A 25,529-nucleotide genomic window follows, 5' to 3' on the forward strand; every position below is an offset into this window, starting at 1 on the left:
TTATCCATCGCCCAGCTCATCACCGGTGCCGAACATCCTGCCGCGTTCGGTCCAGGCCACAAGCGCCAGCGCGCCCGTGCCCATCACCACAAATCCCAGCAGAAGCGGGACAATGGTCCCGTCATACAACCGGCCGATGACCGTGCCCAGCACAGCGCCGGAGATGGAGGTGACGGCGCCATAAAGAGCGGCGACCGTGCCGGCGCGTTCGCCGGCGGGTTCCATGACCAGGGCCGAGAAATTCGCGCCCATCATGGCAAACAGCATCAGCCCGCCGCCCAACAGCGTGTAGTAGAGCCAGAACGGAGGCTGGCCGGCCAGGGCGATCAGGAGATGGACCAAATTGATGACGATGAACGTCGCCAGCGCGGTGTGGGAGATGCGCCGCATGCCCAGCCGGCGCACGATACGCGCATTGATGATGTTCGCGCCCGCCAGCCCCAGCGCCACTGCCCCGAACGCCACCGGGAACCAGGCACCCAGGCCATACAGCTCGGCCATGACCTGTTCGGATGTGGCGATGAAGGCGAACAGGGCTCCGAAAATCAGGGCTGCGGCCAGCATATAGCCCAGCGTGACGCGGTGGCGGGCCGCCAGGCCATAATTGCGCGCCGCCGACGCCCAGCTCAGCGTGATGCGGTTCTCGGCCCGCAAGGTTTCGGGCAGACGCAGCGCCATCCACACCATCAGTCCGCCGCCCAGCACGAACAGGGCGGCGAAGATCGCCTGCCACGGCGCCACGAACAGGATGAGCTGGCCCAGGCCGGGTGCCAGAATGGGCGCGATCATGAACACGGTCATGGCAAACGACATGATCTCGGCCATGCGCCGGCCGGCCACCAGATCGCGCACCACCGCGACCGCCACCACACGCGTCGCGGCCGCCGCCACGCCTTGCAGGAAGCGCGCCCCGACCATCAGCGCCATGTCCGGCGCGCCGATGCACAGGGCGGTCGCGGCGAGATACGCAACCAGGGCACCCAAGAGCACGCGCCGTCGCCCCAGCGAATCGGCCAGCGGTCCGAACACCAGCTGCGCCGCGCCAAAGCCGAGCATGTAGGCAGTGATGATCAGCTGGCGCTCATTGCCCGGCGCGCCCAGCGCGGCACCCACCTCGCCCATGGCGGGCAGGATGATGTCGATGGACAGGGCGTTGAGCGCCATCAGACCGCCCACCATGGCGATCAGCTCCACCGTCGTCAGAGACGGGCGCTTGGGATCAGGTGATGTCAGGCGCAATGAATGGCGGACTCCGGCCAGACGCTTTGAGATGGACGGCGAGGTTGTATAGGAGGCGTGCCCGCAGGCAAGCGATTTGACGCTGGCTCGCTGCGCGCCGTCAGTAATCCGGATCGGCGTCCCAGGGCCAGCCGGGCGGGTAGCCTTCCGGGATCTCGCCGGGGAAGGCGGCAGCGCGCTTTTCCAGAAAGCTCATCACGCCTTCCATGGCGTCCGGGCTCATGCCCCGGTGCAGGATGGCGCGGCTTTCCAGCCGGTGCGCCTCCATGGGATGGGACGCGCCCAGCATGCGCCACAGCAGCCGCCGGTTCATCGCCACCGACACCGGCGCCGCGCCGTTCACAAAGCGCAGGGCGCGTTCGCGCGCCAGTTCCATGACGCCGTCCGGCGTATCGGCCAGCGCGCTGACAAGGCCTGCTTCAAGGGCTTCTTCGGCCAGGAATGTCCGGCCCGACAGGCCCCAGTCCAGCGCCGTCTCCACCCCCACAATGCGCGGCAGGAACCAGCTGGCGCAGCCGTCCCAGGCGATGCCGCGCTTTGTGAACGGGTAGGCGAATTTCGCGCCCTTCAGGCCGATGCGCGCATCCATGGGCAGGATCATGGTGGCGCCGATGCCCACTGACGCGCCGTTGATGGCGGCCACCACCGGCTTCTGGCTGTCAAAGATGCGCAGGTTCAGCATGCCGCCGGAATCACGCCATTGCGGATCGCGGTCGTCCAGTGTCCCGCTGGCATTGGCCTGGGACACGGCATTGAAGGTTTCGGCCCCGGTCGACAAATCGGCTCCGGCGCAGAACGCCTTGCCCGAGCCGGTGACGATGACCGCGCGCACGGCTGGATCCGCATCGGTTTCGTCAAACGCGGCGCGCAGCTCCTCGCCCATCATCAGCGTGAAGGCGTTCATCGCCTCTGGCCGGTTCAGCGTGATGACCGCCAGCGGCCCGTCGCGGTTCAACGTAATGGTCGTACGGCCCATGCGCCCCCCCAAATGGTGTCATGTCGAGGTCTGGTTGGGACGACAACCTAAAGCGACCGCGCGCCCGCGCAAACCCGTCTGGCGCCGTGGTGGGGGCGGGGACAGGCGCGCCGGGGCGCTGGGCCCTATCCGGGGGATAGAGGGGTCTGCGCCGTTGGTGAAACCGGGCACGCACGTGATGCAGGCCGGTGCCTGCGGGATCAAAGCGTCCGGTTCGATGTTTCGGGCTGGCCTTGAGGGGCCGGGTTGGCTCAATTCCGGTCTTGCCTCCCAACCCGCCGCCCGTTCGCCTTGCGCGTCCGCACGCGCATTGCTACTCGACGGATCGAGCGTTTCACTTTCGCCGCCTTTGTTTTTTCCGGAGACCCGCCCATGCCGGTGACCCCTGACGACGTGCGCCGCATCGCCAAGCTGGCGCGCATCGCCGAACCTGCTGACCGCATCGACGCCCTGACCGGCGAGCTCAACGGCATTCTCAAATGGGTGGAGCTGCTCGATGAGGTCGATGTCAGTGGTGTGGAGCCCATGACCACGGCGGTCCAGACGCCGCTGCCCTTGCGCGATGACGCGGTGACCGATGGCGGCGTGCGCGATGCAATCCTGAAAAACGCGCCAAAAGCCGAAGAAGGCTTTTTCGTTGTGCCCAAGAGCGTGGAGTAAGCGCGCATGACCGAATTTTCCGCGCTGACCCTGCACGAGGCCGTTGAAGGCCTGCGCGCCAAATCCTTCTCCGCCGTGGAGCTGGCGCAGGCGACGGTGGCGGCGGCCGAGGCCGCGCAAGGCCCGCTCAACTGCTTCACCTCCATCGACGGTGACCGGGCGCTGGAGATGGCGCGCGCGAGCGATGCGCGCTTGGCCAAGGGTGAGGGCGGGGCGCTGGAAGGCGTGCCGGTGGCGATCAAGGATCTGTTCGCGGTGCGGGGCGTGGAGACCACGGCCTCGTCCAATATCCTGAAGGGCTTCAGGCCGGAGTACGAATCCACCGTCACGCAGAACCTCTGGGACGCGGGCGCGGTATATTTTGCCAAGACCGCCATGGACGAGTTTGCCATGGGTTCGTCCAACGAGACTGCGGCCACCGGGCCGGTGGTCAATCCGTGGCGGGCGAAGGGCTCTGACGCGAAGCTGACGCCGGGCGGGTCCTCGGGCGGGTCGGCCGCGGCGCTGGCCGCCGGGATCAGCTATGGTGCCACGGGCACCGATACCGGCGGCTCAATCCGCCAGCCGGCCGCGTTTGCCGGTCTGGTGGGGGTGAAGCCGACCTATGGACGCTGCTCGCGCTGGGGCGTGGTGGCGTTCGCCAGCTCGCTGGACCACCCCGGTCCCTTCGCCAAGACGGTGAGGGATGCGGCCCTGCTGACACAAATCATGTCGAGCCACGACCCGAAGGATTCCACCTCGCTGGCCGGCCCGGTGCCCGACTTTGCCGCTGCCACCGGCCGTCCGGTCAAGGGCCTGCGCATCGGCATCCCCAAGGAATACCGCGTCGACGGCATGCCCGGCGAGATCGAGACGCTGTGGCGCGAGGGCGCGAAGTGGCTGGAAGAACAGGGCGCGGAGATCGTCGATATCTCCCTGCCCATGACGCAATACGCCCTGCCGGCCTATTACATCATCGCGCCGGCGGAAGCCTCGTCGAATCTCGCGCGCTATGACGGCATGCGGTTTGGTGCTCGGGTGGAGGGCGCAGACCTCACCGAGACATACGAGAAGACGCGCGCGGCCGGCTTCGGCAAGGAAGTGCAGCGCCGCATCCTCATTGGCACCTATGTGCTCTCGGCGGGCTATTATGACGCATATTATCTCAAGGCCCTGAAAGTGCGCCGGCGCATCTATGAGGACTTCACGGCCGCGTTCGGGAAAGTGGACGCCATCCTCACCCCCGCCACGCCCAGCGCCGCGTTCGAGATCGGGTCCAAGGCGAAGGCCGACCCCATCGAGATGTATCTCAACGACATTTTCACCGTCACCGCCAACATTGCCGGCATCCCGGCCATGAGCGTGCCCGCGGGCCTCGACAAGGACGGCCTGCCGCTGGGCCTGCAGGTGATCGCCCCGGCGCTGGACGAGGAAACCATGTTCGCCGTCGCCGGCGCGCTGGAACGGGCCGCGGGGTTCACCGCCAAAGCGGACAAGTGGTGGTGAGGGCCTGAGCGCCCGTCTGGGCGTGCGCTGGCTTCTCGCGAGGCGGGTATTGGGCTAGAGTGCGCATATGATCTGGCGCATCCTCATTCCCATGGTTCTGACCGCAGTCTTCGGCCTGCTGCTGATCGCCGGTGCCGTCTGGCTGCCGGACGACTGGGATGAGTTCGGCCTGCGGTTCGTGATGGGGTTTGCCGGGATGTGGCTGCTCGGCCTTGCGTGGGTGACGCGCCGGCTTCTGCTGGGCTCCCCGCAGGCCTGGCGCTCGCGCTTTGAGCACAGCCGCGAGCGCGCACGCCGGTCACGCACGCAGCGCCGCATGCCCTGATGGCGCCCCAAGCCCAGCTCATCCGCGACGCCTTCCACGCCCTGTCGCTGGGGTGTTTCGGTTTCGCGATGTTCGGCCAGCCTGACGATTGAGTTGCCTTGGGCTATATTGCCCTTGGCGTCGCGCTTCATGGCGGAGCGCACGCTGTCATCAGGCTCAACGCGATGGTCGAGCGCAAACGGGCTGAGGCTGGAGTGGCTAGTGGACAATCTGGTTGAATGGATCGTGCTTGCAGTGCTGCTCAGCGGCACTGTAGCGGTGGTGTCGGGCTATGCTTGGCGCCTCTATCGGTTGAAAACCGAGCTGCGCCGCCGGCGCGAACTGGACGAGCGCCAAACCTCATGACCCTCGTCCGCTTTCTCATCCCCGCCTTCGGGCTTCTGGCGATTCTCGGCGCGCTGATGGCCAGCGGGCGTCTGGGCGAGTCGGGCTGGCTGACCGCGATCGGGATCACCCTGGTCGTGACGGGCGCGGTGGGTGTGCTGAACGTCATCTTCTTCCGGCGCCTCAAGGCGGCGGTGGACCGCATGGCGCAGGAGCAGCACGAGGAGCGCTGACGCACGCTGCGCATGCCTTGTTCTTGCAGGCCGGGCGGGCTAAGGGTCGAGGCTGATCACGCCCCCCATACGGACACGCCGCCGCCATGCGCCTCAGCCGATTTCTGCTTCCCGTCCTGAAAGAAACACCTGCCGACGCACAGATCGTCTCGCACCGGCTGATGCTGCGTTCGGGCATGATCCGTCAGGAGGCGGCGGGGATCTATTCCTGGCTGGCGCTGGGCCTGCGCGTGCTGACGAAAATCGAGCAGATCGTGCGCGAGGAGCAGAACCGCGCCGGTGCCATCGAGATTTTGATGCCGACCCTGCAGCCGGCTGATCTGTGGCGCGAGAGCGGGCGCTATGAGGCCTATGGCAAGGAGATGCTGCGCATCGTCGACCGCCACAAGCGCGACCTGCTGTACGGACCCACGAATGAGGAAATGGTGACCGCCATATTCCGCACATTCTGCCGTTCGTACAAGGACTTGCCGAAAAACCTCTACCACATCCAGTGGAAGTTCCGCGACGAGATCCGGCCCCGCTTCGGCGTCATGCGCGGGCGCGAGTTCCTGATGAAGGATGCCTATTCGTTCGATCTGGACGAGGCGTCGGCGCGCGCGGCCTATAACCGCATGTTCGTGGCCTATCTCAACACGTTCGCGCGCATGGGGCTGAAAGCCGTTCCGATGCGCGCGGACACCGGGCCCATTGGCGGCGATCTCAGCCATGAATTCATCATTCTGGCCGAGACCGGCGAGAGCGAAGTGTTCTGCGACAGCGCGCTGGTGGAGATGGGCGCGCCGGGTCCGGCTGTCGATTTTGACGGCGATCTGCAAGGCCTGGTGGACCAGCGCACCGCGCTCTACGCCGCCACCGAGGACATGCACGATGCGGCCCGGTTCGAGTCCGAGACGCCGCAAGAGCGGCGCCTGTCGGCGCGCGGGATCGAGGTCGGGCATATCTTCTATTTCGGGACCAAGTATTCGGAGCCGATGAAAGCCTTCGTCACCCATCCCGATGGTCAGGAACGCCCGGTGCACATGGGCTCCTACGGGGTGGGCGTGTCGCGCCTGATCGGCGCGATCATCGAGGCCCATCACGACGAGGCGGGGATCATCTGGCCCGACGCCGTGGCGCCGTTCGGGGCCGGGATCATCAATCTGAAAGCCGGCGATCCCGACACGGACGCCGCGTGTACGCAGGCCTATGACGCGCTGTCGCTGGCCGGGCTGGAACCGCTCCTGGATGACACGGCCGAGCGGCCGGGCGCGAAATTCGCCTCCATGGACCTGATCGGCCTGCCCTGGCAGCTGGTGATCGGCCCGCGCGGGGTGAAAGAGGGCAAGGTGGAGCTGAAACGCCGCGCCACCGGCGAGCGCGTGGAGCTGAGCCTGGCGGATGCCGTCGCGCGGATCGTGGAGGCCAGCACCGCATGAGCGCTGCGCCGGACACAGAGCGGGTGCCAGGCGGGCCGGGCACTGGCGGTCCGGGTGCAGCCGGGGCCGGGCCGTTCAGCGGTTTCGAATTCATGCTCGCCTTCCGGTATCTGCGCGCCCGGCGCCAGCAGGCCGGCGTGACGCTGGTGGCGACCATTTCCTTTGTCGGGATCATGCTGGCGGTCACGGCGCTGATCGCGGTGATGTCGATCATGAACGGCTTCCGCCACGAGCTGCTGACCCGGCTTCTGGGCGTGCAGCCCCATGTCTATGTCCAGCTGGCCTCTGACATGAACGGCCAGACCAGTGATCTGGCCGACGCCATCGCGCAGCTGCCCGGCGTGCGCCAGGCGGGACCGGTGACGCTGGGCCAGGCGCTGGTGACGTCGGCGCGCGGGCAGGCGGCGTTTGCGCAGGTCAATGGCGTACGCGCTGCGGATTTCGCCAATTTCGACATTGTCACCGGCGCAGGCGGCGTGGCGGAGGCGGGCGGCGGGCTGGTGTCCGGCTCGGCGCAGGGGTTTGGCGAGGGCCGCAATGGCGGCGACATCATTGTCATCGGATCGGCCATGGCCGCGCGCCTGGGCGTGTCGGCGGGTGATGATGTGACGCTGGTGACCCCGCGCGGCGCCCAGACGGCGCTGGGTGTGGCACCGCGATCCAAGACCTATCTGGTGGGCGGCGTCATCACGGTGGGCGTGCAGGACCTGGATTCCATCCTCGTCTACATGCCGATCGAGCAGGCGGCCCTGTTCTTCAACCGGACGGCCGCAGGCGACTATATCGATGTGCGGCTGACCAATCCCGACGCGCCCGAAGCCGCCATTGCGCGCATCAGCGCCATCGCGCCGCCGGGCACGCTGGTCTTTGACTGGCGCGCCGAGAACGCCGCCTTCTGGAACGCGCTGCAGGTGGAGCGCATCGCCATGCGGCTCATCCTGTCCATCATCGTGGCCATTGCGGCGCTGAACATCATCTCCGGCGTGGTCATGCTGGTGAAGAACAAGACGCGCGACATCGCCATTCTGCGCACCATGGGGGCCACGCGCGGCGCGGTGATGCGCATTTTCCTGATCGCAGGTGCCACGATCGGCTCGTTCGGGACGTTGTGCGGCATCGTTCTGGGCCTCGTTTTCGTGGCGTTCATCGGCCCGATCCAGGACGGCATCGCGCTGATGACGGGCGTGAACATCTTCGATCCCACCGTCTACAAGCTCTACCGCCTGCCTGCGCGGGTGGACTGGACCGAAGTGGTGTTCGTGTCGGTGTGGGGCTTCGCCATGGCGCTGCTGGCCACGCTCTTCCCCAGCTGGCGCGCCGGGCGCATCGATCCGGTGGAGGCGCTGCGCAATGAGTAAGCCGGTATTGTCCATCCGCGCCCTGACGCGCGTTTACGAGACCGGGGCCGAGCGCCTGGAGGTGCTCACCGGTGCCGATCTCGACCTCTATCCCGGCGAGCTGGTCGGGCTGGTCGGGCCGTCCGGCTCGGGCAAGTCCTCGCTTCTGCATGCTGCAGCCCTGCTGGAGACGCCCACGTCGGGCCAGGTCATCATCGCCGGGCAGGACGGGCTGGCCTTGCCCGAACGCGCGCGCACGGCGCTGCGGCGGCGCGAGATCGGTTTTGTGTACCAGTTCCATCACCTCCTGCCCGAGCTCAACGCGTTGGAGAATGTCGCCCTGCCGCTGCGTATTGCCGGGCGCGGCGTGCGCGAGGCCCATGAGGCGGCGCGCGTGCGCCTGGACTCGCTGGGCCTTGGCGGGCGGCTGACCCACCGGCCGGGCCAGCTGTCGGGCGGCGAGCAGCAGCGCGTGGCGATCGCGCGCGCCCTTGTCAACGCCCCGCGCATCGTGCTGGCCGATGAACCCACCGGCAATCTCGACCCCGCCCATTCCGACCAGGTGTTCGACGCGCTGGCCACGGCCTGCCGCGATGCGGGTGCCGCGGCGCTGATCGCGACCCACAACCTGGCGCTGGCCGCGCGCATGGACCGGGTGGTGACGGTGGAGACCGGCCGGCTCAGGCCGTGGGTGGCCGAGGCCTGAGCCTTACGGGCGCATCACGGCACCTCCGGCACCGGCCCGGTCAAGGCGCGGACGCGTCCCAAGCCCCCGATTTTCCACAGATTTGCAATTCATTTTGGCGCTGACACGATTCGCGCTTGACGGGGAGAACAAAAAGCGAAAATATGCGTTGGAACAAAACAGGAATAGCCGCGGAATGCGGCGCGTCACCAGAAGGATGCCTGCCATGCGCCACGCCCTTGAAGACATCGCCTCGGCCGCCGTCATCGCCGGCTTCGTCACCCTCGCACTGGCCGTCTCGGCCGCCATGGCGGGGTGAGGGCTGAGCGCGCCGGGCTGACCGCAGCGCCTGGCCTCGTCTAGAGTTGGCGGTGTTGCGAATCCCGCCGCGCGGAGACGGATCCATGAGCCAGCGCCCCTTTGTCCACCTGCGTGTGCGCTCGCCCTATTCGCTGCTGGAAGGGGCGCTGCGCATCGGCGAGATCGCCGAATTATGCCGCACCCACGCCATGCCCGCCGCGGCCCTGACCGACACCAATAATCTGTTCGGCGCGCTGGAATATTCCGAATACCTGTCTGATGCCGGAATCCAGCCGATCATCGGGTGCACGCTGTCGGTCCAGCTGGCCGAGCCGCGGCCGGGGGACCGGGGCGGCCCGGACGGGACGCTGGTCCTTCTGGCCCAGAGCGAGGCGGGCTACGCCAATCTGATGGCGCTGTCCTCGTCAGCGTTTCTCGACATCCAGCCGGCTGACCCGCCCCATGTGCGCCTGGACGCGGTGCTGGCGCGCTCTGGCGGGCTGATCTGCCTGACCGGCGGGCATGACGGGCTGATCAACCGTCTGGTCTGCGCCGGGCGCACGGGACCGGCGGACGCGCTGCTGGACCAGCTCGTGCAGGCGTTCGGCGACCGGCTCTATCTGGAGCTTCAGCGCCATGGCCGGCCCGATGATCTGACGGCGGAGGATTATCTGGTCGAGCGCGCCTATGGGCGCGATCTGCCGCTGGTCGCCACCAATGAGCCGTTCTTTGCCCGGCCCGAGCAGCACAGCGCCCATGACGCGCTCCTGTGCATCGCCGGCGGTGCCTATGTCAGCCAGACCGACCGGCGCACGGTCACGGCCGAGCATTATTTCAAGTCCGGCGATGACATGGCCGCGCGGTTTGCCGATCTGCCCGAAGCGCTGGATGCAACGCTGGAGATCGCCAGGCGCTGCGCCGTGCGCGTGCGCACCGCGTCACCGATCCTGCCGCGCTTTCCCACCGAGGGCGGGCGCGACGAGGCTGAGGAGCTGGGCGCGCGCGCCCGTGCCGGACTTGAGGCGCGCCTGGCGCGCAATGCGCCCGCTGCGCCGCGCGACACCTATGATGCGCGGCTGGCCTTCGAGCTCGACGTCATCGCGGCCATGGGTTTTCCCGGCTATTTCCTGATCGTGTCGGACTTCATCCAGTGGGCCAAGGCCGAAGGCATTCCTGTAGGGCCAGGGCGGGGTTCGGGCGCGGGATCGCTGGTGGCCTGGGCGCTGACCATCACCGATCTCGATCCCTTGCGGTTCGGCTTGCTGTTCGAGCGTTTCCTCAATCCCGAACGCGTGTCGATGCCCGACTTCGATATCGATTTCTGCCAGGACCGCCGGGGCGAGGTGATCCGCTATGTGCAAAAGCGCTATGGTGCCGACCGGGTGGCGCAGATCATCACCTTCGGCACGCTGCAGGCGCGCGCCGTGGTGCGCGATGTGGGGCGGGTGCTGCAATTGCCCTTCGGCCTGGTGGACCGCATCGCCAAGCTGGTGCCGGCCAATCCGGCGGCACCGGTCACGCTGGCCCAGGCCATGGACACCGAGCCCAAGCTCCAGGCCCTGCGCGATGAAGACCCCATGGTGGCCCGCCTGATTGAAGTGGCGCTGCAGCTTGAAGGGCTGAACCGGAACGCCTCCACCCACGCCGCCGGGGTGGTGATCGGGGACCGGCCGCTCACCGAGCTGGTGCCGCTCTATCTCGATCCGCGCGCCGATCTGCCCGCCACCCAGTTCAACATGAAATGGGTCGAGCCGGCGGGCCTGGTGAAGTTCGACTTTCTGGGGCTGAAAACCCTCACCGTCATCCAGCGCGCGCTCGATTATATCGAGGCCGCCGGCGCGCCACGGCCGGATCTGGAAGCCTTGAGCTTTGACGATCCGGCGACGTTTGAACTGCTGGCGGCCGGCGCGTCCATCGGGGTGTTCCAGCTGGAAAGCTCCGGCATGCGCGACACGCTGCGCAAGGTGAAGCCCGACACGATCGAGGACATTATCGCGCTGATCTCGCTCTACCGTCCCGGCCCGATGAAGAATATCGACAGCTTCGTGGACCGCAAATTCGGGCGCGCCGAGCTTGACTATCTGCACCCCGATCTCGAACCGGTGCTGAAGGAGACCTACGGCATCATCGTCTATCAGGAACAGGTGATGCAGATCGCCCAGATCCTGTCGGGCTATTCGCTGGGCGAGGCCGATCTGTTGCGCCGGGCCATGGGCAAGAAGAAAAAAGAGGAGATGGACCAGCAGCGCATCCGCTTCCTGGAAGGCGCGAAAGAGCGCGGCGTGCCGCCGGTGCGCGCGGCCACGATCTTCGATCTGGTCAATGAATTCGCCGGCTACGGCTTCAACAAATCCCATGCCGCCGCCTATGCCGTGATCGCGTACCGCACCGGCTGGCTCAAAGCCAATCACCCGGTCGCCTTCATGGCGGCCCTGATGAGCCTTGACCGCACCAATACCGACAAGCTGGCCGTCTTCTTCCAGGAGACCCGGCGCATGGGGATCGAGGTGCGCCCGCCTGACGTCAACCGTTCCGAAGCTGATTTCTCGGTGGAGGGTGAGGCGGTGCGCTATGGCCTCGGCGCTGTGCGAAATGTCGGGTTCGCGGCCATGGAACATGTATGCGCCGTACGCGCCGAGGGCGGGCCGTTCCGCGATCTGTTTGATTTTGCCGGGCGGGTTGATCCGCGGCTGGTGAACAAGCGCGCCTTTGAGAATCTGGCCCGCGCCGGCGCGTTTGACAGTCTGGAGCCCGACCGGGCCCAGGCGCTGGCGGGCGCTGAAACCCTGCTGGCCTACGCCCAGACCGCTCATGCCGACCGCGAAAGCGATCAGGCCTCGCTGTTCGGCGGCCCGGCTTCGGGTCCAGCGCAGGGGCTGGAGCGGCCGCGCCTGCCGGCGGGTGAACACTGGGACCCGGTGCGCCGGCTGGATGAGGAATTGTCCGCTGTCGGCTTCTATCTGTCTGGCCATCCGCTGGACGATCTGCGTGACGGGCTGGCGCGGCGCGGCGTGGTGCTGTTTGCCGATCTGCCTGCGCGCGCCGCCGAAGGCGTGAAGGCGGCCCGCATGGCCGCCATCGTGCGCCGCCGTCAGGAGAAAGTGTCGCGCCGCTCGGGCGAGAAATTCGCCTTCCTGACCCTGTCTGACCCATCGGGCGAGTTCGACGTGCTGGTGCCGCCCAAAATCCTGTTCTCGGTGCGCGACCTGATCGAGCCGGGCTGTGCGGTGATCTCGGCCATGAAGATCGAGGACAATGAGGACGGGCTGCGCCTGATCATGGAGACCGCCGAAGCCATCAATACGGCCGCTGTCGAGGCGGACGGGCGGGGTCTGCGCATCCATCTGGACGGCCCGGCGGCGCTGGCGGGTCTGCCCGCGCGGCTGGAGCATTCGCTGGCGCGGCCCGGCCCGCGCGGGAGTGTGCATCTCATCGTGCCGCTGGCCGACGGACGGCGTGCCGAGCTGCGCCTGCCCGGTGAACATGGCGTGGACCCGGTGGCGCGCGCCGCCTTCAAGGCGCTCGACGGCGTGGCGGAGGTGGAGCTGATCTGATGCGGAGCCGGTGCCATCCTGGCTCGCGATAGGCCCGCGCGCGCCTGCAGCGCGGGGGCGCCGCAGGCACCCGGGTCATGGTATTCCTCACCACTCATGCCCAGTGCCGCGCCGTGTGCGTGCGCGGGGCCGACACGCCTGGAGAGATCGCCCATGCCTGAAGACCGGCCCGCTTCCACTGCTCCTGCCGCCGCGGTCCGGCCCAAGGCCGCGCCGTCCGTGCTGGCGGCCCCGCGCCCGCGCACATTCGGCGCCGTCAACTGGCTGGGGCTGTGGACGCTCTACAAGAAAGAGGTGCGCCGCTTCCTCAAGGTGCATTTCCAGACCGTGCTGGCGCCGGTGGTCACCTCGCTCCTGTTCATGATCGTGTTCTCGCTGGCCATCGGGGCGCAGCGCGGCGAGATACTGGGCGTGGCCTATGCCAGCTTCCTGGCACCGGGCCTGGTCATGCTGGGCGTGCTCAACAATGCCTTTGCCAATTCCTCCTCCTCGCTCATCGGCGCGAAGATGATGAACAACACCACCGATTTTCTCATGCCGCCTCTGTCACCCTCGGAGCTCGCCGCCGCGTTCATCGGCGGGGCGGTGACTCGCGGCGTACTGGTGGGTGTGGCCACGGCGGTGTGCATCGCGCCGTTTGTCGACATGAGCGTGGCGCATCCCTGGGCGGTGGCGTATTTCGGCCTGTCGGCGGCGCTGATGATGGGCGTGATCGGGGTCATGGCCGGTCTGTGGGCGGAGAAGTTTGATCATCTCGCCGTGGTGACCAATTTCGTGATCCTGCCGCTCGCCTTCCTGTCGGGCACATTCTACTCGGTGGAAATCCTGCCCGAGCCCTTTTACACGATCAGCCATATCAATCCGGTCTTCTTCCTGATCGACGGGTTCCGCTACGGCTTTATCGGGGCGGGCGACAGCCATCTGGGCCTCGGCATCGCGGTCACGGCGGGGCTCAATCTGGTGCTGATCACAGGGTGCTATCTGCTATTGCGCTCGGGCTGGCGCTTGAAGAGCTGAGGCGAAGGGGCCTAGATCAGGGAAGTACGATTGAACCTGGGGGCTTTTGCGCATGGCCAGACCGTTGATGGATACCTATTCACCGCCCGATATTGATTTCGAGCGGGGCGAGGGGGTTTATCTGCATGCGCGCGGCGGCGCGCGCTATCTCGACTTTATCTCCGGCATCGCCGTGAACGGGCTGGGCCATTGCCACCCGGCGGCGGTGGCGGCGCTGAAGGACCAGGCTGACACGCTGTGGCACACGTCGAACATGTTCCGCGTGCCCGGCCAGATCGCGCTGGCCGAAAAATATTGCCGCGACAGCTTTGCTGACCGCGTATTCTTCACCAATTCGGGCACCGAGGCGATGGAGTGCGCGCTGAAAACCGCGCGCCATTATCACTTCGCCCATGGCCGCCCGGACCGGTACCGCATCATCACCTTCACCGGCGCCTTCCATGGCCGCACTTTCGGCGCGATCAATGCGGGCGGCAATCCGGCCTATCTCGAAGGCTTCGGCCCGCGCATGGAGGGGTTTGACCAGGTTCCCTTCGGCGATCACGAGGCGCTCAGATCCGCCATCACCGAGGAGACCGCCGCGATCCTGGTCGAGCCGGTGCAGGGCGAGGGCGGCGTGCGCGCCGTGCCCGATGTCTGTCTGCGCGGCTTGCGCGAGCTGTGCGACGAGCACGGTCTTCTGCTGATCTATGACGAAGTCCAGTGCGGCGCCGGGCGCACCGGCAAGCTGTGGGCTCACGAATGGGCCGGTTCGGCCGCGCCCGACATCATGGCCGTGGCCAAGGGCGTGGGCGGGGGCTTCCCCATGGGCGCGTGCCTGACCACAGATGCGGCCGGGGCCCACATGGTGGTGGGCACGCACGGGTCCACATTTGGCGGCAATCCGCTGGCCATGGCGGTGGGGAATGCCGTCTATGACGCGCTGACCGCGCCCGGTTTCCTTGACCATGTCAATGCCATCTCCAACTCCCTGCGCCAGCAGCTGTCGGGTCTGGTGGATGCGCATTCGGACAAGGTGGCCGAGCTGCGCGGGCGCGGCCTGCTGATCGGGCTGAAGCTCAAGGACGGCTATCTCAACAAGCAGCTGGCCGCCCATGCGCGCGGCCATCACCTGCTGATGGGCGCGGCCGGTGACAATGTGGCCCGCCTGGCGCCGCCGCTGATCATTGACGAGACCCATGTGCGCGAGGCCGTGACAGCGCTGGATGCGGCGCTCACCGCGCTGGAGCCGCAATGATGCGCCCCGTCGCGCCGGGCGAGGCTGGCGCGGGTGATGACCGCGTCACCGGCTTCCAGCTGGAAGGCCGGCCCGTACGCGGGCGCATGGTGCGGCTGGGGGCCGCCGCCGACGCGATTCTGTCCGCTCACGCCTATCCTGACAGCGTCGCGCGCCTGGTGGGCGAGGCGGCGCTGCTGGTGGTGCTGATCGGGGATTCGCTCAAGTTTGACGGCAAGCTGATCATCCAGGCCAGCGGGCCGAGCTCGGGCGGGCGCCAGATCGAGGGCGAGGGCGCGGTATCCTTCGTGGTGGCCGATTTTGTGCCGGGTGAGGGCGTGCGCGCCTACGCCAAATACGATGCCGAACGCGTGGCCGCGCTGGAAGCCGAGGGCCGCGCAGGCGCGCGCGAGCTGCTGGGCGGCGAGGGCCATTTTGCCATGACTCTGGATCCCGGTCCGGGCATGGAACGCTATCAGGGCCTGACCCTGATCACCGGCGACACGCTGGCCGACAGCGCAGAACATTATTTTGACCAGTCCGAACAGGTGCCCTCGCGCCTGCGCCTGGCCGTGGGCCGCGAAGTGCTCGATGGCGGGCGCACGGTGTGGCGCGCGGGCGGGGCGCTGATCCAGCGCATCGCAGGCGATGCGGCGCGCGGCGACAGCCAGGAGGCGTTCGACCACGCGCGTGCCCTGTTCGAGACGCTGGGCGATGACGAATTGCTCGACCCCAAGCTCAGCGCCGGCGAGGTGCTGTACCGCCTGTTTCACGAGGACGGCGTGCGCGTGGAGCCCGGCCGTCCCGCACCGCGCCGATGCAGCTGTGAACGCGCGGCGCTGGCCCGCCTGCTGGCACGCTTTCCCAGCGATGACCGCGAACATATGAGCGCGGCGGACGGCTCGGTGGCGATGACGTGCGAATACTGCAATCGCGAATGGTCCTTCACGGCGACCGAGATCGATTCTGCGGCCAGCGCGAACGATTGAGGCGGGCGGTGCCTGCGGCGCGGCGCTGACAGGCGGCGCTGTGCGGTCCTGCCCCTGTGCGCCGGGCGTGCATCCAGCCGGCGGTGCGGGGGCACGCCGTCGCGCCCCCGCATGCCGTGCCTATTCCAGATACAGCGCTCTGAGCCGTTCCAGGTCCGCGCCCAGAACCCCTGTCAGATAAGCCTCCACGCTGCCGTGGTCGGCCTCGATCTGGTCCAGGGCGGCGGCCAGATAGGCGGGGTCCGAGCGCATGAAGGGCGCGAGGACCTCATCAGGCAGATTGACCCAGAAGGCGGCCGGATCGTCCGCGTCCACCGAGGCGCGGCTGGCTTCAATATCGGCCATGTAATCGACGAATGTGTCGGACAGGGCATAGTCAGCCAGCACCACCTCGCGCGGCACGCCCAGCGCCTTCAGGATCAGGGCCGCGGCCACGCCGGTGCGGTCCTTGCCCGCCGAGCAATGGAAGGTCGTCGCCTGCGGACCGGTTTCCAGCGAGCGGAACAGGGCCGCGAACCGGCCGGCGAACTCGGTGGGCATCACGCGGTAGAAACCGGCGAATGCAGCAGCCGAATTGGCCTCCGACATGCCGCCGGCGAAGGCTTCTGCGAACACGGCGGTGTCGATCTCGTAGTCCCAGTCCAGTGTCTCCACCGTGCCGGCGCGCCAGTCGGTCGGCTCGGCGCCGCGTTCGCTGGAGGCACGGAAATCACAGACCACACCGATCCCGAGCCCGCTCAGATAGCGGTAGTCATTGTCGGTCAGGCCGGTCATCACGCCCGAGCGGTACAGGCGGCCCCAGCGCACGCGGCGGCCATCGGCGGTTTCATACCCGCCCAGATCCCGGAAATTCTTCCCGCCTTCCAGCGGCAGCAGGCGTTCAGCCACGGTGTACTCGCTCCCTGACGGCGTGCGCACGCGCACATAAGGCCGCCCGGCGATCGCATCGGCCGGGATGGCAACAGACTGACCCTGCACGGCCACCGGCATGAAGGATGCGGCGTCAAAATCAGACGGATCGCTGCTGACGGCAATGGCGCTGGGCGCCGGAACGTTGGTCCAGGACAGGGTCAGCTGCCCCGCATCGGACCGCGACAGGGCATATTGGGCCTCCACCGCCGGGGCGGCGATGACCAGGCAAAGGCAGGCGAGCCATAGGCGCATGATGTCCTCCTGACGGCCAGTGGGCCGGCGGGCGTGCGCCCCCCGGCCCTGGCGGTGTGTCTAGTAGCTGACGCGGATGCCGGCCATGAAGCGGCGGCCGAACCCTTCGACCTCGGTGGGCAGGCTGCGGTCGCGGTTCTGGTAGCGCACGCCCAGCTCGTCGGTCAGGTTGTTGGCGTCGAAATACAAGGTCGCAAAGTCAGCGACCTGGTAGCGGGCCGAGAAATCGAGACGCTCGTAGGCACCCCAGTAATTGTCGGCGTCGATATCAGTCTCGATCGAGGACAGCCAGTCATCGCGCCAGGAATAGTTCAGACGCAGCGACAGGCCGTAATTCTCGTAATAGAGCGAGGCGTTGTAGATCAGGTCCGACGTGCCCGGCAGGGGCAGGGCGCGGCCGTCGGGCGCTGTGAACTCGCTGTCGATGAGTGTGATATTGCCCTGGAAGCCGAAGCCATCCAGCGGGCCGGGCAGGAAGGTCCATTGCTGCTGATAGTTCAGCTCCACACCCGTCAGGCGGCCATCGGACCCGTTGTCCACGGTGACGTAGTCAAAGCCGGCCGTGCCCGGGCCGAAGCGGTCGTCAGCCAGGGTTGTGGAGGCATCAAAGATGACATTGTCCACCCAGCGCGAGAAGGCGCTGACCGCCAGGATGCCGCCGGCATTGGGGTACCACTCGACCGCTGCGTCCACGCCCCAGGCCTCTTCGGCCTGCAGGCGCGGATTGCCGCCAATCACCACATTGTTGGAGGCGTCCACAACGGCGCTGGCGCGCAGCTCGCGGTAGTCCGGGCGGCTGATGCCGGTGGTCAGGCCAGCGCGCAGCTTGACCGTTTCGCTGGCGTCGAAGCTGTAGTTCACGCTGGGGAAGAGGCGCGTATCGCTCTGTGAGATCGAGAGCGGCTGGGGACCGGCCGCAGTCACCGCGAACCCGGCCGTGGTGTAGTCGCTGTGCTCTACGCGCGCGCCGGTGACCAGGGTGGACCGCCCCCAGTTCACGGTTGCCTGAGCGTAGGCAGCGAGGATGTCTTCCTCGATGCTGATGGCCTGATCGGGAGCGATCGACAGATTGAAGCCGCCCACCGCTTCGGCCCAGGCTTTTCGAATGCCCTCATTGTCATACAGGAAGACGTCGAAACCGCGCGGGAAGTCCGACGTCCACGGACGGTCTGTCTGGAAAGCGTCAATGTTCACCGAGGCCGGGAAGGGGCGCAGGAGGGCACCCAGATTGCTGCCCGGATTGCCGCCGGTGGCCGAGCGTGTGTCGTACTGGACGCCGAACTCGATCGTGGTGTCATGACCGCCCAGCTCGATGTCCCGGCTGGCATCGGCCTGGAGCTTCCAGGCGTCGGTTTCGAGCACATCGCCAAACAGGATCGACAGATTGGCTGCCAGCGGACCCGATTGCGGGATGGCGGGCAGAGGGCCGCCCACCGACGGAGCGGGGGTGAAGCGGGTCTGGAGCAGATTGACCGTCACAAAGCGCGGGTCGGTGCGGTCGTAGACCACGGTGGGCAGACTGACATTGGGTACAGCGAGAACGGACAGCGGGATGGGCAGGATCGTGGAGCTTTCCGTCTCGGTATAGTTCAGGCGGGCTTCCACGCGCCATCCGGCAGCGTCAAAGTCAGACCCCGCAGTCGTCGTCCAGGTATTGTTGTTGTAGCGCCCGTCCTGAAGCAGGCGCTGGATCGGTACCGCCACCACGGTGCCGGTCTGCACGCCGCGGCCTGGGCGCCCGCCCAGATCGAACACGAACTGGTCGCGCGTCTCGCGGTCGATGAACTCGCTGTACAGGGTCGACACAAACACGCGCGTTGCGTCATCGGGCCGGAATTCCACATGGAGGTTGGCCGCATTGGTCTCGCGTTCCAGCGAGTACGTGCGGAAATCGAGGTCTTCAGGCAGCATGACGCCGCCAACCTCTTCATAGGAATACTCGCGATTGTCCGTAATCTGATTATTGCGGTAGTGGGACAGCGCCGCCAGAACGCCGAAACGGTCGTTCGACCATGAGGCCCGGCCGGCCAGCTGGCGCTGGGGCCCGTCGCCCAGATCATTGCTGCCATAGCCCGCTTCCCCATTGAAGCCGAAGCCTTCAATCGAGAACGGGTTGAAGGTGTTGATGTTGATCGTGCCGGCCACAGCCTCGGCCGAAAGAGACGGGGTCAGGGTCTTGATCGCCTCGATCGAACCCACGATCACGGTGGGAATGGAGTCGAACCGGGGCACGCGCCCGCCTTCTGCACCGAGCACTTCGATCCCGTCAAACGCCACGGTCGTCCAGCGCTCCGGCATGCCGCGGAAGTTGATGTAGCGCGCCTGGCCCTGGTCGCGCTGGATGGCCAGGCCGGGCAGGCGGCCCAGCGCGTCAGCCGCGTTCTGGTCAGGGAAGCGTCCGATCGTATCGGCCGCGATCACATCGATGAAATTGTCCGCATCGCGCTTCTGGGCGATCGAGGCTGCCTGGGAGTCGCGGATCGGCGATGCCGTGACGCGCACGACGTCCATGCTGGCATCTTCCTGGGTCGCGGGCGCGGCGCTTTGGGCGCTGGCGGCTCCGGTCATCAGGGCTGCGGTGGATATGCTCAAGAACAAGGCAGTGCGTTTCATGGGGGCCCCTCCGGCGCAAATGGAGCCCTCGATATCGCGCCATTGAACAAACGTACCGAGTCAATTTTTCTCGACAATTTCGCGTTTTCTCGACAATTTCGCGATAGTTTTACGAATAAATGTCCTGATCCTGACAGTTTAGCCGCGACAAAAAGCTTTCCAAACCGGTGCTTGGGTCGCGCCCGCGCATTGTGAAGCGGCGGCGTCACGCTGTAATAAAATGGGCAAATTCGAACGAATGTACCGAAGGGCGCGCGTGCTGGCGCGGGTCGGTGAATGGCGTTAGCGTGCGCGCATGCTGTGTGACCCTGCGTCTTCAGTCCGTGCACGCCTTGTGTCGTCCGCCCGCATGCTGATGAGCCGGCACGGGCTGCGCGAGGCCACTGCGCGGCGCGTCGCCGAGGCGGCGCAGGTCAGCGTGTCGCTGGTCAATTACCATTTCAAGGACCGCAACGGGCTCATCGGCGCGGTCTATGAAGACGAGCTGGTCCGGCACCAGGCCTGGCTGGCGGATGCGGCCGGGGCGCTCGCCGAGTCGGTGACCGGCCCGGAGCATCTGGCTGACTGGCTGTCTGCCTTTGTCATGCGCCGCGCGCTGAACAGCGATACGGTCGCGCTGGAGCGCATCCTCTGGATCAATGCCGGGCGTGTCCCCGGGCTGGCCGGCCTGGCACAGGACTGGATGGCCGCGGTGGAGGCCTTTGCCGGCCAGATCGCGGCGCAGTTCCAGCTGGGTGTCGAGGCGCAAGACCATCTGGCGGAGTTCTATCTGTCGTGTGATCTGCTGGTCTCGCCCGCCATGTCCGACCAGGCGGGCCTGACCCTGGCCAATCTGGCTGCCCGGCGGTTTGCCGCGCGCCTGTCGGGGGTGGGCACCGGAGACGATGCGGCCCCGGACCTGTTTGATGCCCTGCATGGCGTTCTGGTGCGCAGCCATGAGCGCCCGCCCGCTGCGCCCGGTCACAGCGCCAGCCAGCGCATCATCCAGGCGGCACTGGACATCGTCGCGCGCGACGGCGCGGACGCGGTGAACCATCGCGTGCTGGCGCGCGAGGCAGGCGTGCCCCTGGGGGCCACCACACGGCATTTCACCTCGCGCCCGGACATTTTGCGCTGCGCCTTCGAACACGCCCACGCCGCCCTGTCCGAAGGCGCGCGCGCCCAGTCGGGCGGCACATGGCGGATGACGCGCAGCCAGCTGGCCGAGGGCAGCGCGTCCAGCCTGCTGACGGCAAACGGGGATATCGCCGTATCCATGCTGATCATGGAGGAGCTGGTCATTTTCGCCCAGACCGACGCGGCTCTGTCGGGACTCGCCCGGTCTCTGGTGGCCATGCGCGGCGAGACGTCCCTGGCCGTATTGCGCGCCGTGGCCGAGCCGCCCGCGGCGGTCACGCGCACCGATGCCTTCGTCTGGTCGCTGTGTACGTTCGGGATGCTGGCCCGCCTGCGCCTGACGCCGCCCGGGGAGCGCGCCGCGTTTGTCCGTGGCAGGACGCTCGGCCGGCTTAACCTGCTGGGGCCGGGCTAGACCTGCCCGCTTGGCCTTGCCCGGCAGGCCTCGCGCCACGCGGCCAGCGCCTCCAGCTCCGGTGCAGGCTCCATCTTCACCCACCCTGCAAAATCCACGAAGACCAGGGCGGAGATGTCGGCGAAGCTGAAGGCGTCCCCCGCGAGCCAGGGGGTGTCGCGCAGGCGTTCGTCAAGAACCGTGAAAAACCGCTGGCCGCGGGCGCGGCCGCGGTCGGCAAGCTCGGGGATTTGCGCAACCGGGTCCGGGCCCGGCAGAGCGCGGTCTTTGAGGGCCTTGGAGGTGTTGCGCAACACCTCCATGATCGCCATCAGGCCTTCGCTCTCCACCCGCCAGACCCATTCCGCCGTGCGCGCCTGCTCCAGGGGCGACCGGCCCAGCAAAGGCGGGTCGGGATAGAGCGCTTCGAGATAGCGCACGATGGCCGCGTTATCGCACAGCGCCTCGCCCTCTTCGGTCACCAGGACCGGCACGGTGCAACGCGGATTGATGGTCTGGAATTCCGGGGCGAAGTGCGCGCCGGAGCGCAGATCAATCTCCACCCGCGCCACATCCACGCGCTTTTCCGCGATCACCATGCGCGCGCGCCGGGGCGAGGGGGCGGTGGCGCAGTCATAGAAAGTCATCATCGGGATCAGGCTCCGCGTGTCAGGAAAATTGCGCCGGGCGCTCGTCCGCGACGCCCAGGCGTGCCTCGATGGCGGTGCCCAGCGCGAGGATCACGCCCTCTTCATGGAGCGGCGCCCACAGGCTGGTGGCGTAAGGCACGCGGTGCAAGATGCCGCTTTCATCGGCCGGCTGGCCGAAAATCGTGCGCGTGGGCGCCTCGGTGAAGCCCGATCGGAAGGCCAGCTGGGGGTGGCCGGTATAATTGGTGATCAGCAGCATCGCCCCGGCGAAGTTCGGCCCGATCACGGCGTCGAGGTCTGCAAACCGGGCATCCATCATCTCCATGGCCTCGCGGCGCAGCCGGTCGGCATTGATGAGATCCACCGCAGACAGAAAGCGCGTGCGCCGCCAGGTATTGGGCCAGGCCGCATCATCCTGCCAGCGCAGGCGGTCATCCAGGTCCTGCAGCGTCAGATGCTCGAAGGCTGCGGCCGCCTCGGCCTCAAGCTGCATCAGCATGGCGTCCCAGGGCCGGTCATCGACCTCGAACGGGACCAGCGTCACGCCCAGGCTGCGCGCCGCCTCCAGCGCGGCCCGGTCGGGATCGGCGGCACCTTCAAACCAGCTTGCGTTATAGCCGACGCGCAAGCCGGAAAGGTCGCGGGCGAAATCGGCTTCAAAGCCGGTATCGCGGCTGGCCGGATCGCCGTCATCGCCGCCATTGATCGCGGCCAGCACCAGCGCCGCGTCGGGCACCGAGCGCACGATGGGGCCGATCTTGTCGAGCGACCAGCACAGCGCCATGGCACCGGTGCGCGCCACCCGCCCGAACGTGGGCCGCAGGCCGGTCGATCCGCAGCGGTGCGAGGGCGAAACGATGGAGCCCAGCGTCTCGGTCCCGATGGCAAAGGCGCACAGGGCCGCCGCCGTGGCCGAGGCCGGACCGGCCGAGGAGCCGGAGCTGCCTTCCGCCGGATTGAACGGATTGCGCGTCACCCCGTCATACCAGATATCGCCATACGCGATCGCCCCGCTGGTCGCCTTGCCCAGCAGCACCGCGCCTGCAGCGTCCAGACGCCGGGCGATCACCGCTGTTTCGCCGCCGATGCGGTCCGCATACACGCTGGCGCCCCAGGTGGCGGGCAGGCCTTCGACGTCGATAATGTCCTTGAGCGCATAGGGCACGCCATGCAGGGGTCCGCGCACCTGGCCCGCCGCGCGTTCGCTGTCGCGGGCGGCGGCTTCGGCACGGGCGCGGTCCGCGCTGACATGGACGAAGCATTCCAGCTGCCCGGCGTGGGCCTCGATGCGGGCCAGATAAATCTCGGTCAGCTGCACGCTGGTGATGGCGCCGGACGCCATCCAGCCGGCGAGGCGCCAGACCGGCGCATAGGCGATGCCGGCCGGATCGGACGGCAGGGGACCGGGATCAGCCGGCAGGCCGCTGACGGCATTGGCCTGTTCGCGAAACGTGCGTCCGGGCAGGCGCGGATCAAAGATCAGGCCCGGATGCAGGCCATTGGGTTTTTCCAGGGCGCGCAGGCGTTCGGCGCGCGCCTGCCACGCCTCCAGCCCGGTCAGCATCTGCGCGCGCTCGGCCGGTGTGTAGGCCACGCCCGACAGCGTTTCGGCGCAGGCCAGCGTCTGTGCGCTCAGACCTTCGGGGCGCCCAGGGGCGGGCTGGGAACAGGCGGCGAGCGCACCGCCTGCGCCGGCGCCGGCCATCAGGGCGAGCACGCCGCGGCGTGTCGCGCGTGGATCAGGCATGTGTTTGGTCATGGCGGCGTCCCCTGTGTGTCCCTGTTCACCGGGCATTCACCCGGCGCGGCGTTAAGGTTCATGAACGGCTGCATTGCGGCGGGCGTCAAGTCATCGGGCTCAAAACCCAATTGTGGCGGGAATGGCGCAAAATTCTTCAAAGACTGCCTTCGTTCTGGACGATTCTGCTGTTTGGTTAATGCACGGGCGCTGGGTGTCTTCCGACTGTCAAAGGGGCTGAATATGCGTGATGGAATCAATAGCCGGCAAGGCCAGAGGCCGCGTTATCTGGCACCGGGCCAGACCGCGGATACGCAAGGACCGGACGGGCTGACGCTGGATGCGCGCCCCGGGGTCGACAACCGGCTGGACGCGGCGTGGAAGAATGCGGCAGCCGCGTTTTCCGCCTACACCGACTTTCGCGCCCGCCACAAGGTGACGCGCGCGGCGTCCTATCCGGACAGCCACATCATGCATTTCTCGATTCTGGCCGCCCTGGTGCTGTTCGAGGGGCTGGCCAATGCGTATTTCTTCTCCAAGGGCTCGGATCTGGGCCTGCTGGGCGGGTGGATCCAGGCGATCACCGTGGCCTTCACCAATGTCATCGCGGCCTTCTTCCTGATCGGTTTTCTGGGCCTGCGCCTGTTGCAGAACCCGGTCAGCCGGCCCTTCTCCTTCTGGGTGGCGGTGGTGGGCGTGCCGCTGGCGGTGGCCTTCATCGTGTTCCTGAACTTCTCGGCCGCGCACTACCGCGACCTCTTGGAGCTGCAGGCTGCGGCGATGGTGATGACCGGCGAGTTTGCGCCCAATGGCGAGATTCTCACCCCGGTGACCCGCGCGCTGACCTTCCAGCCGTTCGAGACGCTCGAAGCCCTGTTGCTGTTTATCCTGGGCATCACGTTTGCCGCCATTGCCGCGTTCAAGGGTGCCACGTTTGACGATTCCCTGATCGGCTATGGCGCGGTACAGCGCCGGGCGGTGGCGGCCTCGGCCCATCTGTCTGAAGTGATGAAGCGTCAATACCGCAAGGAAGACGCGGACCTGCGCACGCTGGAGCTGGCCGAGGGCCTCAAGATCGACATGGACGAGTTCTTCGCCCGCGACTATGCCGGCTCTGCGGCGCGCTATGAGCGCATGGCGCAGGGCAAGGCCGGGCCCGCGAACGGGCCGGACACGGCCTATGACTCCGAGCCGCCGCCTTACGTGCGCCGCTAGGCCGAATGTGACGGGCCGGGGCTGGCGCTGAGCGCCCCGGTGCCCCATGCTCACAGTTAACGCCAGCGGACGACGGGGGAGTACGCCATGCGCTCGAAAGACCTGATAGGCTTTTTCAACATAGCCGTGGTGATCGGGATGCTGGGCGCGATCAGCTATGCGGCGATCAGCCTGCAGCCTGCGGAATACGATCCCGAGACGCTGTGCCTGGCCGGCGAGACCCCGCCCCATGTGGTGGTCATGATCGACCGCACCGAAGTGATCTACACCCCCGCCCAGGCCGACCAGATCCGCCAGACCATTGTGAACGCGCGCAATGGCCTGGCCATTGGCGAGCGCCTGTCGGTGTATGAGCTCAATCATCGCGGCGAGATCCGCAACACCAACCGGTTCTCGGTGTGCAATCCGGGCCGCGGCGACCAGATCAACCCGCTCTACCGCAACCCCCAGCGCGTGCAGGCGCGCTACGAGGCTCTGTTCGACCGGCCGCTGGACGCGGCGCTGGAAGGCCTGTTCGACCTGATTGAGTCGCCCATCACCCCGCTGCTGGAATCGCTGGCCGAGCTGACCACCCGGCCTGAGTTCGACCCCACCGTTCCGCGCCGGCGCATCGTGCTGATCTCCGACATGTTCCAGAACACGCGGCTCTACACCGTCTACAGCCCGACGCGCCAGGATTTGCGCAACCGCCTGCCCGCCCCCGATCAGGTGGCGCAGGCCATCCGCAATGAATACGGCGACGGGCTGCGCGGGCTGGAGCTGGACGTCTATTACGTGGACCAGCCCGGCTGGAACGCCGAGGAACGCACCCTCATCCGCGCCCACTGGCAGGCGGTGTTCGTCGAGCTGGGCGTGCGGGATCGCTGGACGGAGTTTTGAGG

Annotated in this window: 21 protein-coding genes; 15 read left to right on the plus strand and 6 right to left on the minus strand. The window is 67.2% G+C overall.

Features of this window, described 5'->3' with window-relative positions:
* Together L2D00_02805 and L2D00_02810 are read right to left on the minus strand one after the other, a co-directional pair.
* The gene (locus L2D00_02805; GenBank protein ID WBQ13627.1) at positions 1-1,239 is read right to left on the minus strand and encodes a multidrug effflux MFS transporter; all 1,239 of its coding nucleotides are present in this window, start codon (positions 1,237-1,239) and stop codon (positions 1-3) included.
* A gap of 100 nt (positions 1,240-1,339) precedes the next feature.
* On the minus strand, positions 1,340-2,215 hold the full coding sequence (locus L2D00_02810; GenBank protein WBQ13628.1) for an enoyl-CoA hydratase-related protein: 876 nt from the start codon (positions 2,213-2,215) through the stop codon (positions 1,340-1,342).
* Between the two features lie 372 nt (positions 2,216-2,587).
* On the opposite strand from L2D00_02810, the gene gatC reads away from it, so the two are divergent.
* From gatC to L2D00_02870, 12 genes are all read left to right on the plus strand, one after another.
* Positions 2,588-2,875: an Asp-tRNA(Asn)/Glu-tRNA(Gln) amidotransferase subunit GatC gene (gatC, locus tag L2D00_02815; GenBank protein ID WBQ13629.1), complete on the plus strand. Its 288-nt coding sequence runs from the start codon at positions 2,588-2,590 to the stop codon at positions 2,873-2,875.
* Positions 2,876-2,881: 6 nt separating this feature from the next.
* Positions 2,882-4,360 (plus strand): Asp-tRNA(Asn)/Glu-tRNA(Gln) amidotransferase subunit GatA, encoded by a 1,479-nt coding sequence (gene gatA / locus L2D00_02820; GenBank protein ID WBQ13630.1) that lies wholly within the window; start codon positions 2,882-2,884, stop codon positions 4,358-4,360.
* 67 nt (positions 4,361-4,427) lie between these two features.
* Complete coding sequence (locus L2D00_02825) at positions 4,428-4,685, plus strand: hypothetical protein (GenBank protein WBQ13631.1); 258 nt, start codon at positions 4,428-4,430, stop codon at positions 4,683-4,685.
* Between the two features lie 201 nt (positions 4,686-4,886).
* On the plus strand, positions 4,887-5,030 hold the full coding sequence (locus tag L2D00_02830) for a hypothetical protein (protein ID WBQ13632.1): 144 nt from the start codon (positions 4,887-4,889) through the stop codon (positions 5,028-5,030).
* On the plus strand, positions 5,027-5,242 hold the full coding sequence (locus tag L2D00_02835; protein ID WBQ13633.1) for a hypothetical protein: 216 nt from the start codon (positions 5,027-5,029) through the stop codon (positions 5,240-5,242). Before L2D00_02830 ends, L2D00_02835 begins: the two co-directional genes overlap by 4 nt.
* A gap of 86 nt (positions 5,243-5,328) precedes the next feature.
* The gene (locus L2D00_02840) at positions 5,329-6,660 is read left to right on the plus strand and encodes a proline--tRNA ligase (GenBank protein WBQ13634.1); all 1,332 of its coding nucleotides are present in this window, start codon (positions 5,329-5,331) and stop codon (positions 6,658-6,660) included.
* Entirely contained in the window at positions 6,657-8,018 is a 1,362-nt protein-coding gene (locus L2D00_02845; protein ID WBQ13635.1) for a lipoprotein-releasing ABC transporter permease subunit, read from the plus strand. The genes L2D00_02840 and L2D00_02845 overlap by 4 nt, the downstream gene beginning before the upstream one ends.
* Positions 8,011-8,703, plus strand: coding sequence for an ABC transporter ATP-binding protein (locus L2D00_02850; GenBank protein ID WBQ13636.1), 693 nt, complete (start codon positions 8,011-8,013; stop codon positions 8,701-8,703). Before L2D00_02845 ends, L2D00_02850 begins: the two co-directional genes overlap by 8 nt.
* A gap of 383 nt (positions 8,704-9,086) precedes the next feature.
* A complete protein-coding gene (dnaE, locus tag L2D00_02855) occupies positions 9,087-12,536 on the plus strand; it encodes a DNA polymerase III subunit alpha (protein ID WBQ13637.1) in 3,450 nt (1,149 codons plus the stop codon).
* A gap of 153 nt (positions 12,537-12,689) precedes the next feature.
* Positions 12,690-13,553 carry an ABC transporter permease gene (locus L2D00_02860; GenBank protein WBQ13638.1) on the plus strand — a complete coding sequence of 288 codons (864 nt, stop codon included), beginning with the start codon at positions 12,690-12,692 and terminating at the stop codon, positions 13,551-13,553.
* 52 nt (positions 13,554-13,605) lie between these two features.
* Complete coding sequence (locus L2D00_02865; GenBank protein WBQ13639.1) at positions 13,606-14,790, plus strand: aspartate aminotransferase family protein; 1,185 nt, start codon at positions 13,606-13,608, stop codon at positions 14,788-14,790.
* Positions 14,787-15,758 (plus strand): Hsp33 family molecular chaperone HslO, encoded by a 972-nt coding sequence (locus tag L2D00_02870; GenBank protein ID WBQ13640.1) that lies wholly within the window; start codon positions 14,787-14,789, stop codon positions 15,756-15,758. The genes L2D00_02865 and L2D00_02870 overlap by 4 nt, the downstream gene beginning before the upstream one ends.
* Positions 15,759-15,878: 120 nt before the next feature.
* Here L2D00_02870 and L2D00_02875 read toward each other — a convergent pair whose 3' ends face one another.
* On the minus strand, positions 15,879-16,922 hold the full coding sequence (locus L2D00_02875) for a tyrosine-protein phosphatase (protein ID WBQ13641.1): 1,044 nt from the start codon (positions 16,920-16,922) through the stop codon (positions 15,879-15,881).
* Between the two features lie 60 nt (positions 16,923-16,982).
* Positions 16,983-19,535, minus strand: a complete 2,553-nt coding sequence (locus L2D00_02880) for a TonB-dependent receptor (protein WBQ13642.1) — start codon at positions 19,533-19,535, stop codon at positions 16,983-16,985.
* Positions 19,536-19,890: 355 nt separating this feature from the next.
* Between L2D00_02880 and L2D00_02885 the strand changes: the two genes are divergently transcribed.
* Positions 19,891-21,066: a TetR family transcriptional regulator gene (locus tag L2D00_02885; GenBank protein ID WBQ13643.1), complete on the plus strand. Its 1,176-nt coding sequence runs from the start codon at positions 19,891-19,893 to the stop codon at positions 21,064-21,066.
* Here the strand turns inward: L2D00_02885 and L2D00_02890 are convergent.
* Positions 21,063-21,695: a glutathione S-transferase family protein gene (locus L2D00_02890; protein WBQ13644.1), complete on the minus strand. Its 633-nt coding sequence runs from the start codon at positions 21,693-21,695 to the stop codon at positions 21,063-21,065. The genes L2D00_02885 and L2D00_02890 overlap by 4 nt on opposite strands.
* A gap of 19 nt (positions 21,696-21,714) precedes the next feature.
* Positions 21,715-23,454: an amidase gene (locus tag L2D00_02895; protein ID WBQ13645.1), complete on the minus strand. Its 1,740-nt coding sequence runs from the start codon at positions 23,452-23,454 to the stop codon at positions 21,715-21,717.
* A 222-nt stretch (positions 23,455-23,676) separates the two neighbouring features.
* Here L2D00_02895 and L2D00_02900 point away from each other — a divergent pair, with 222 nt between their 5' ends.
* Together L2D00_02900 and L2D00_02905 are read left to right on the plus strand one after the other, a co-directional pair.
* Positions 23,677-24,648 (plus strand): hypothetical protein, encoded by a 972-nt coding sequence (locus L2D00_02900; protein WBQ13646.1) that lies wholly within the window; start codon positions 23,677-23,679, stop codon positions 24,646-24,648.
* A gap of 87 nt (positions 24,649-24,735) precedes the next feature.
* On the plus strand, positions 24,736-25,527 hold the full coding sequence (locus L2D00_02905) for a hypothetical protein (protein WBQ13647.1): 792 nt from the start codon (positions 24,736-24,738) through the stop codon (positions 25,525-25,527).
* The last annotated feature ends 2 nt before the right edge of the window (positions 25,528-25,529 follow it).

It is taken from the genome of Hyphomonadaceae bacterium BL14, from assembly GCA_027627705.1.
GTDB lineage: Bacteria > Pseudomonadota > Alphaproteobacteria > Caulobacterales > Maricaulaceae > Oceanicaulis.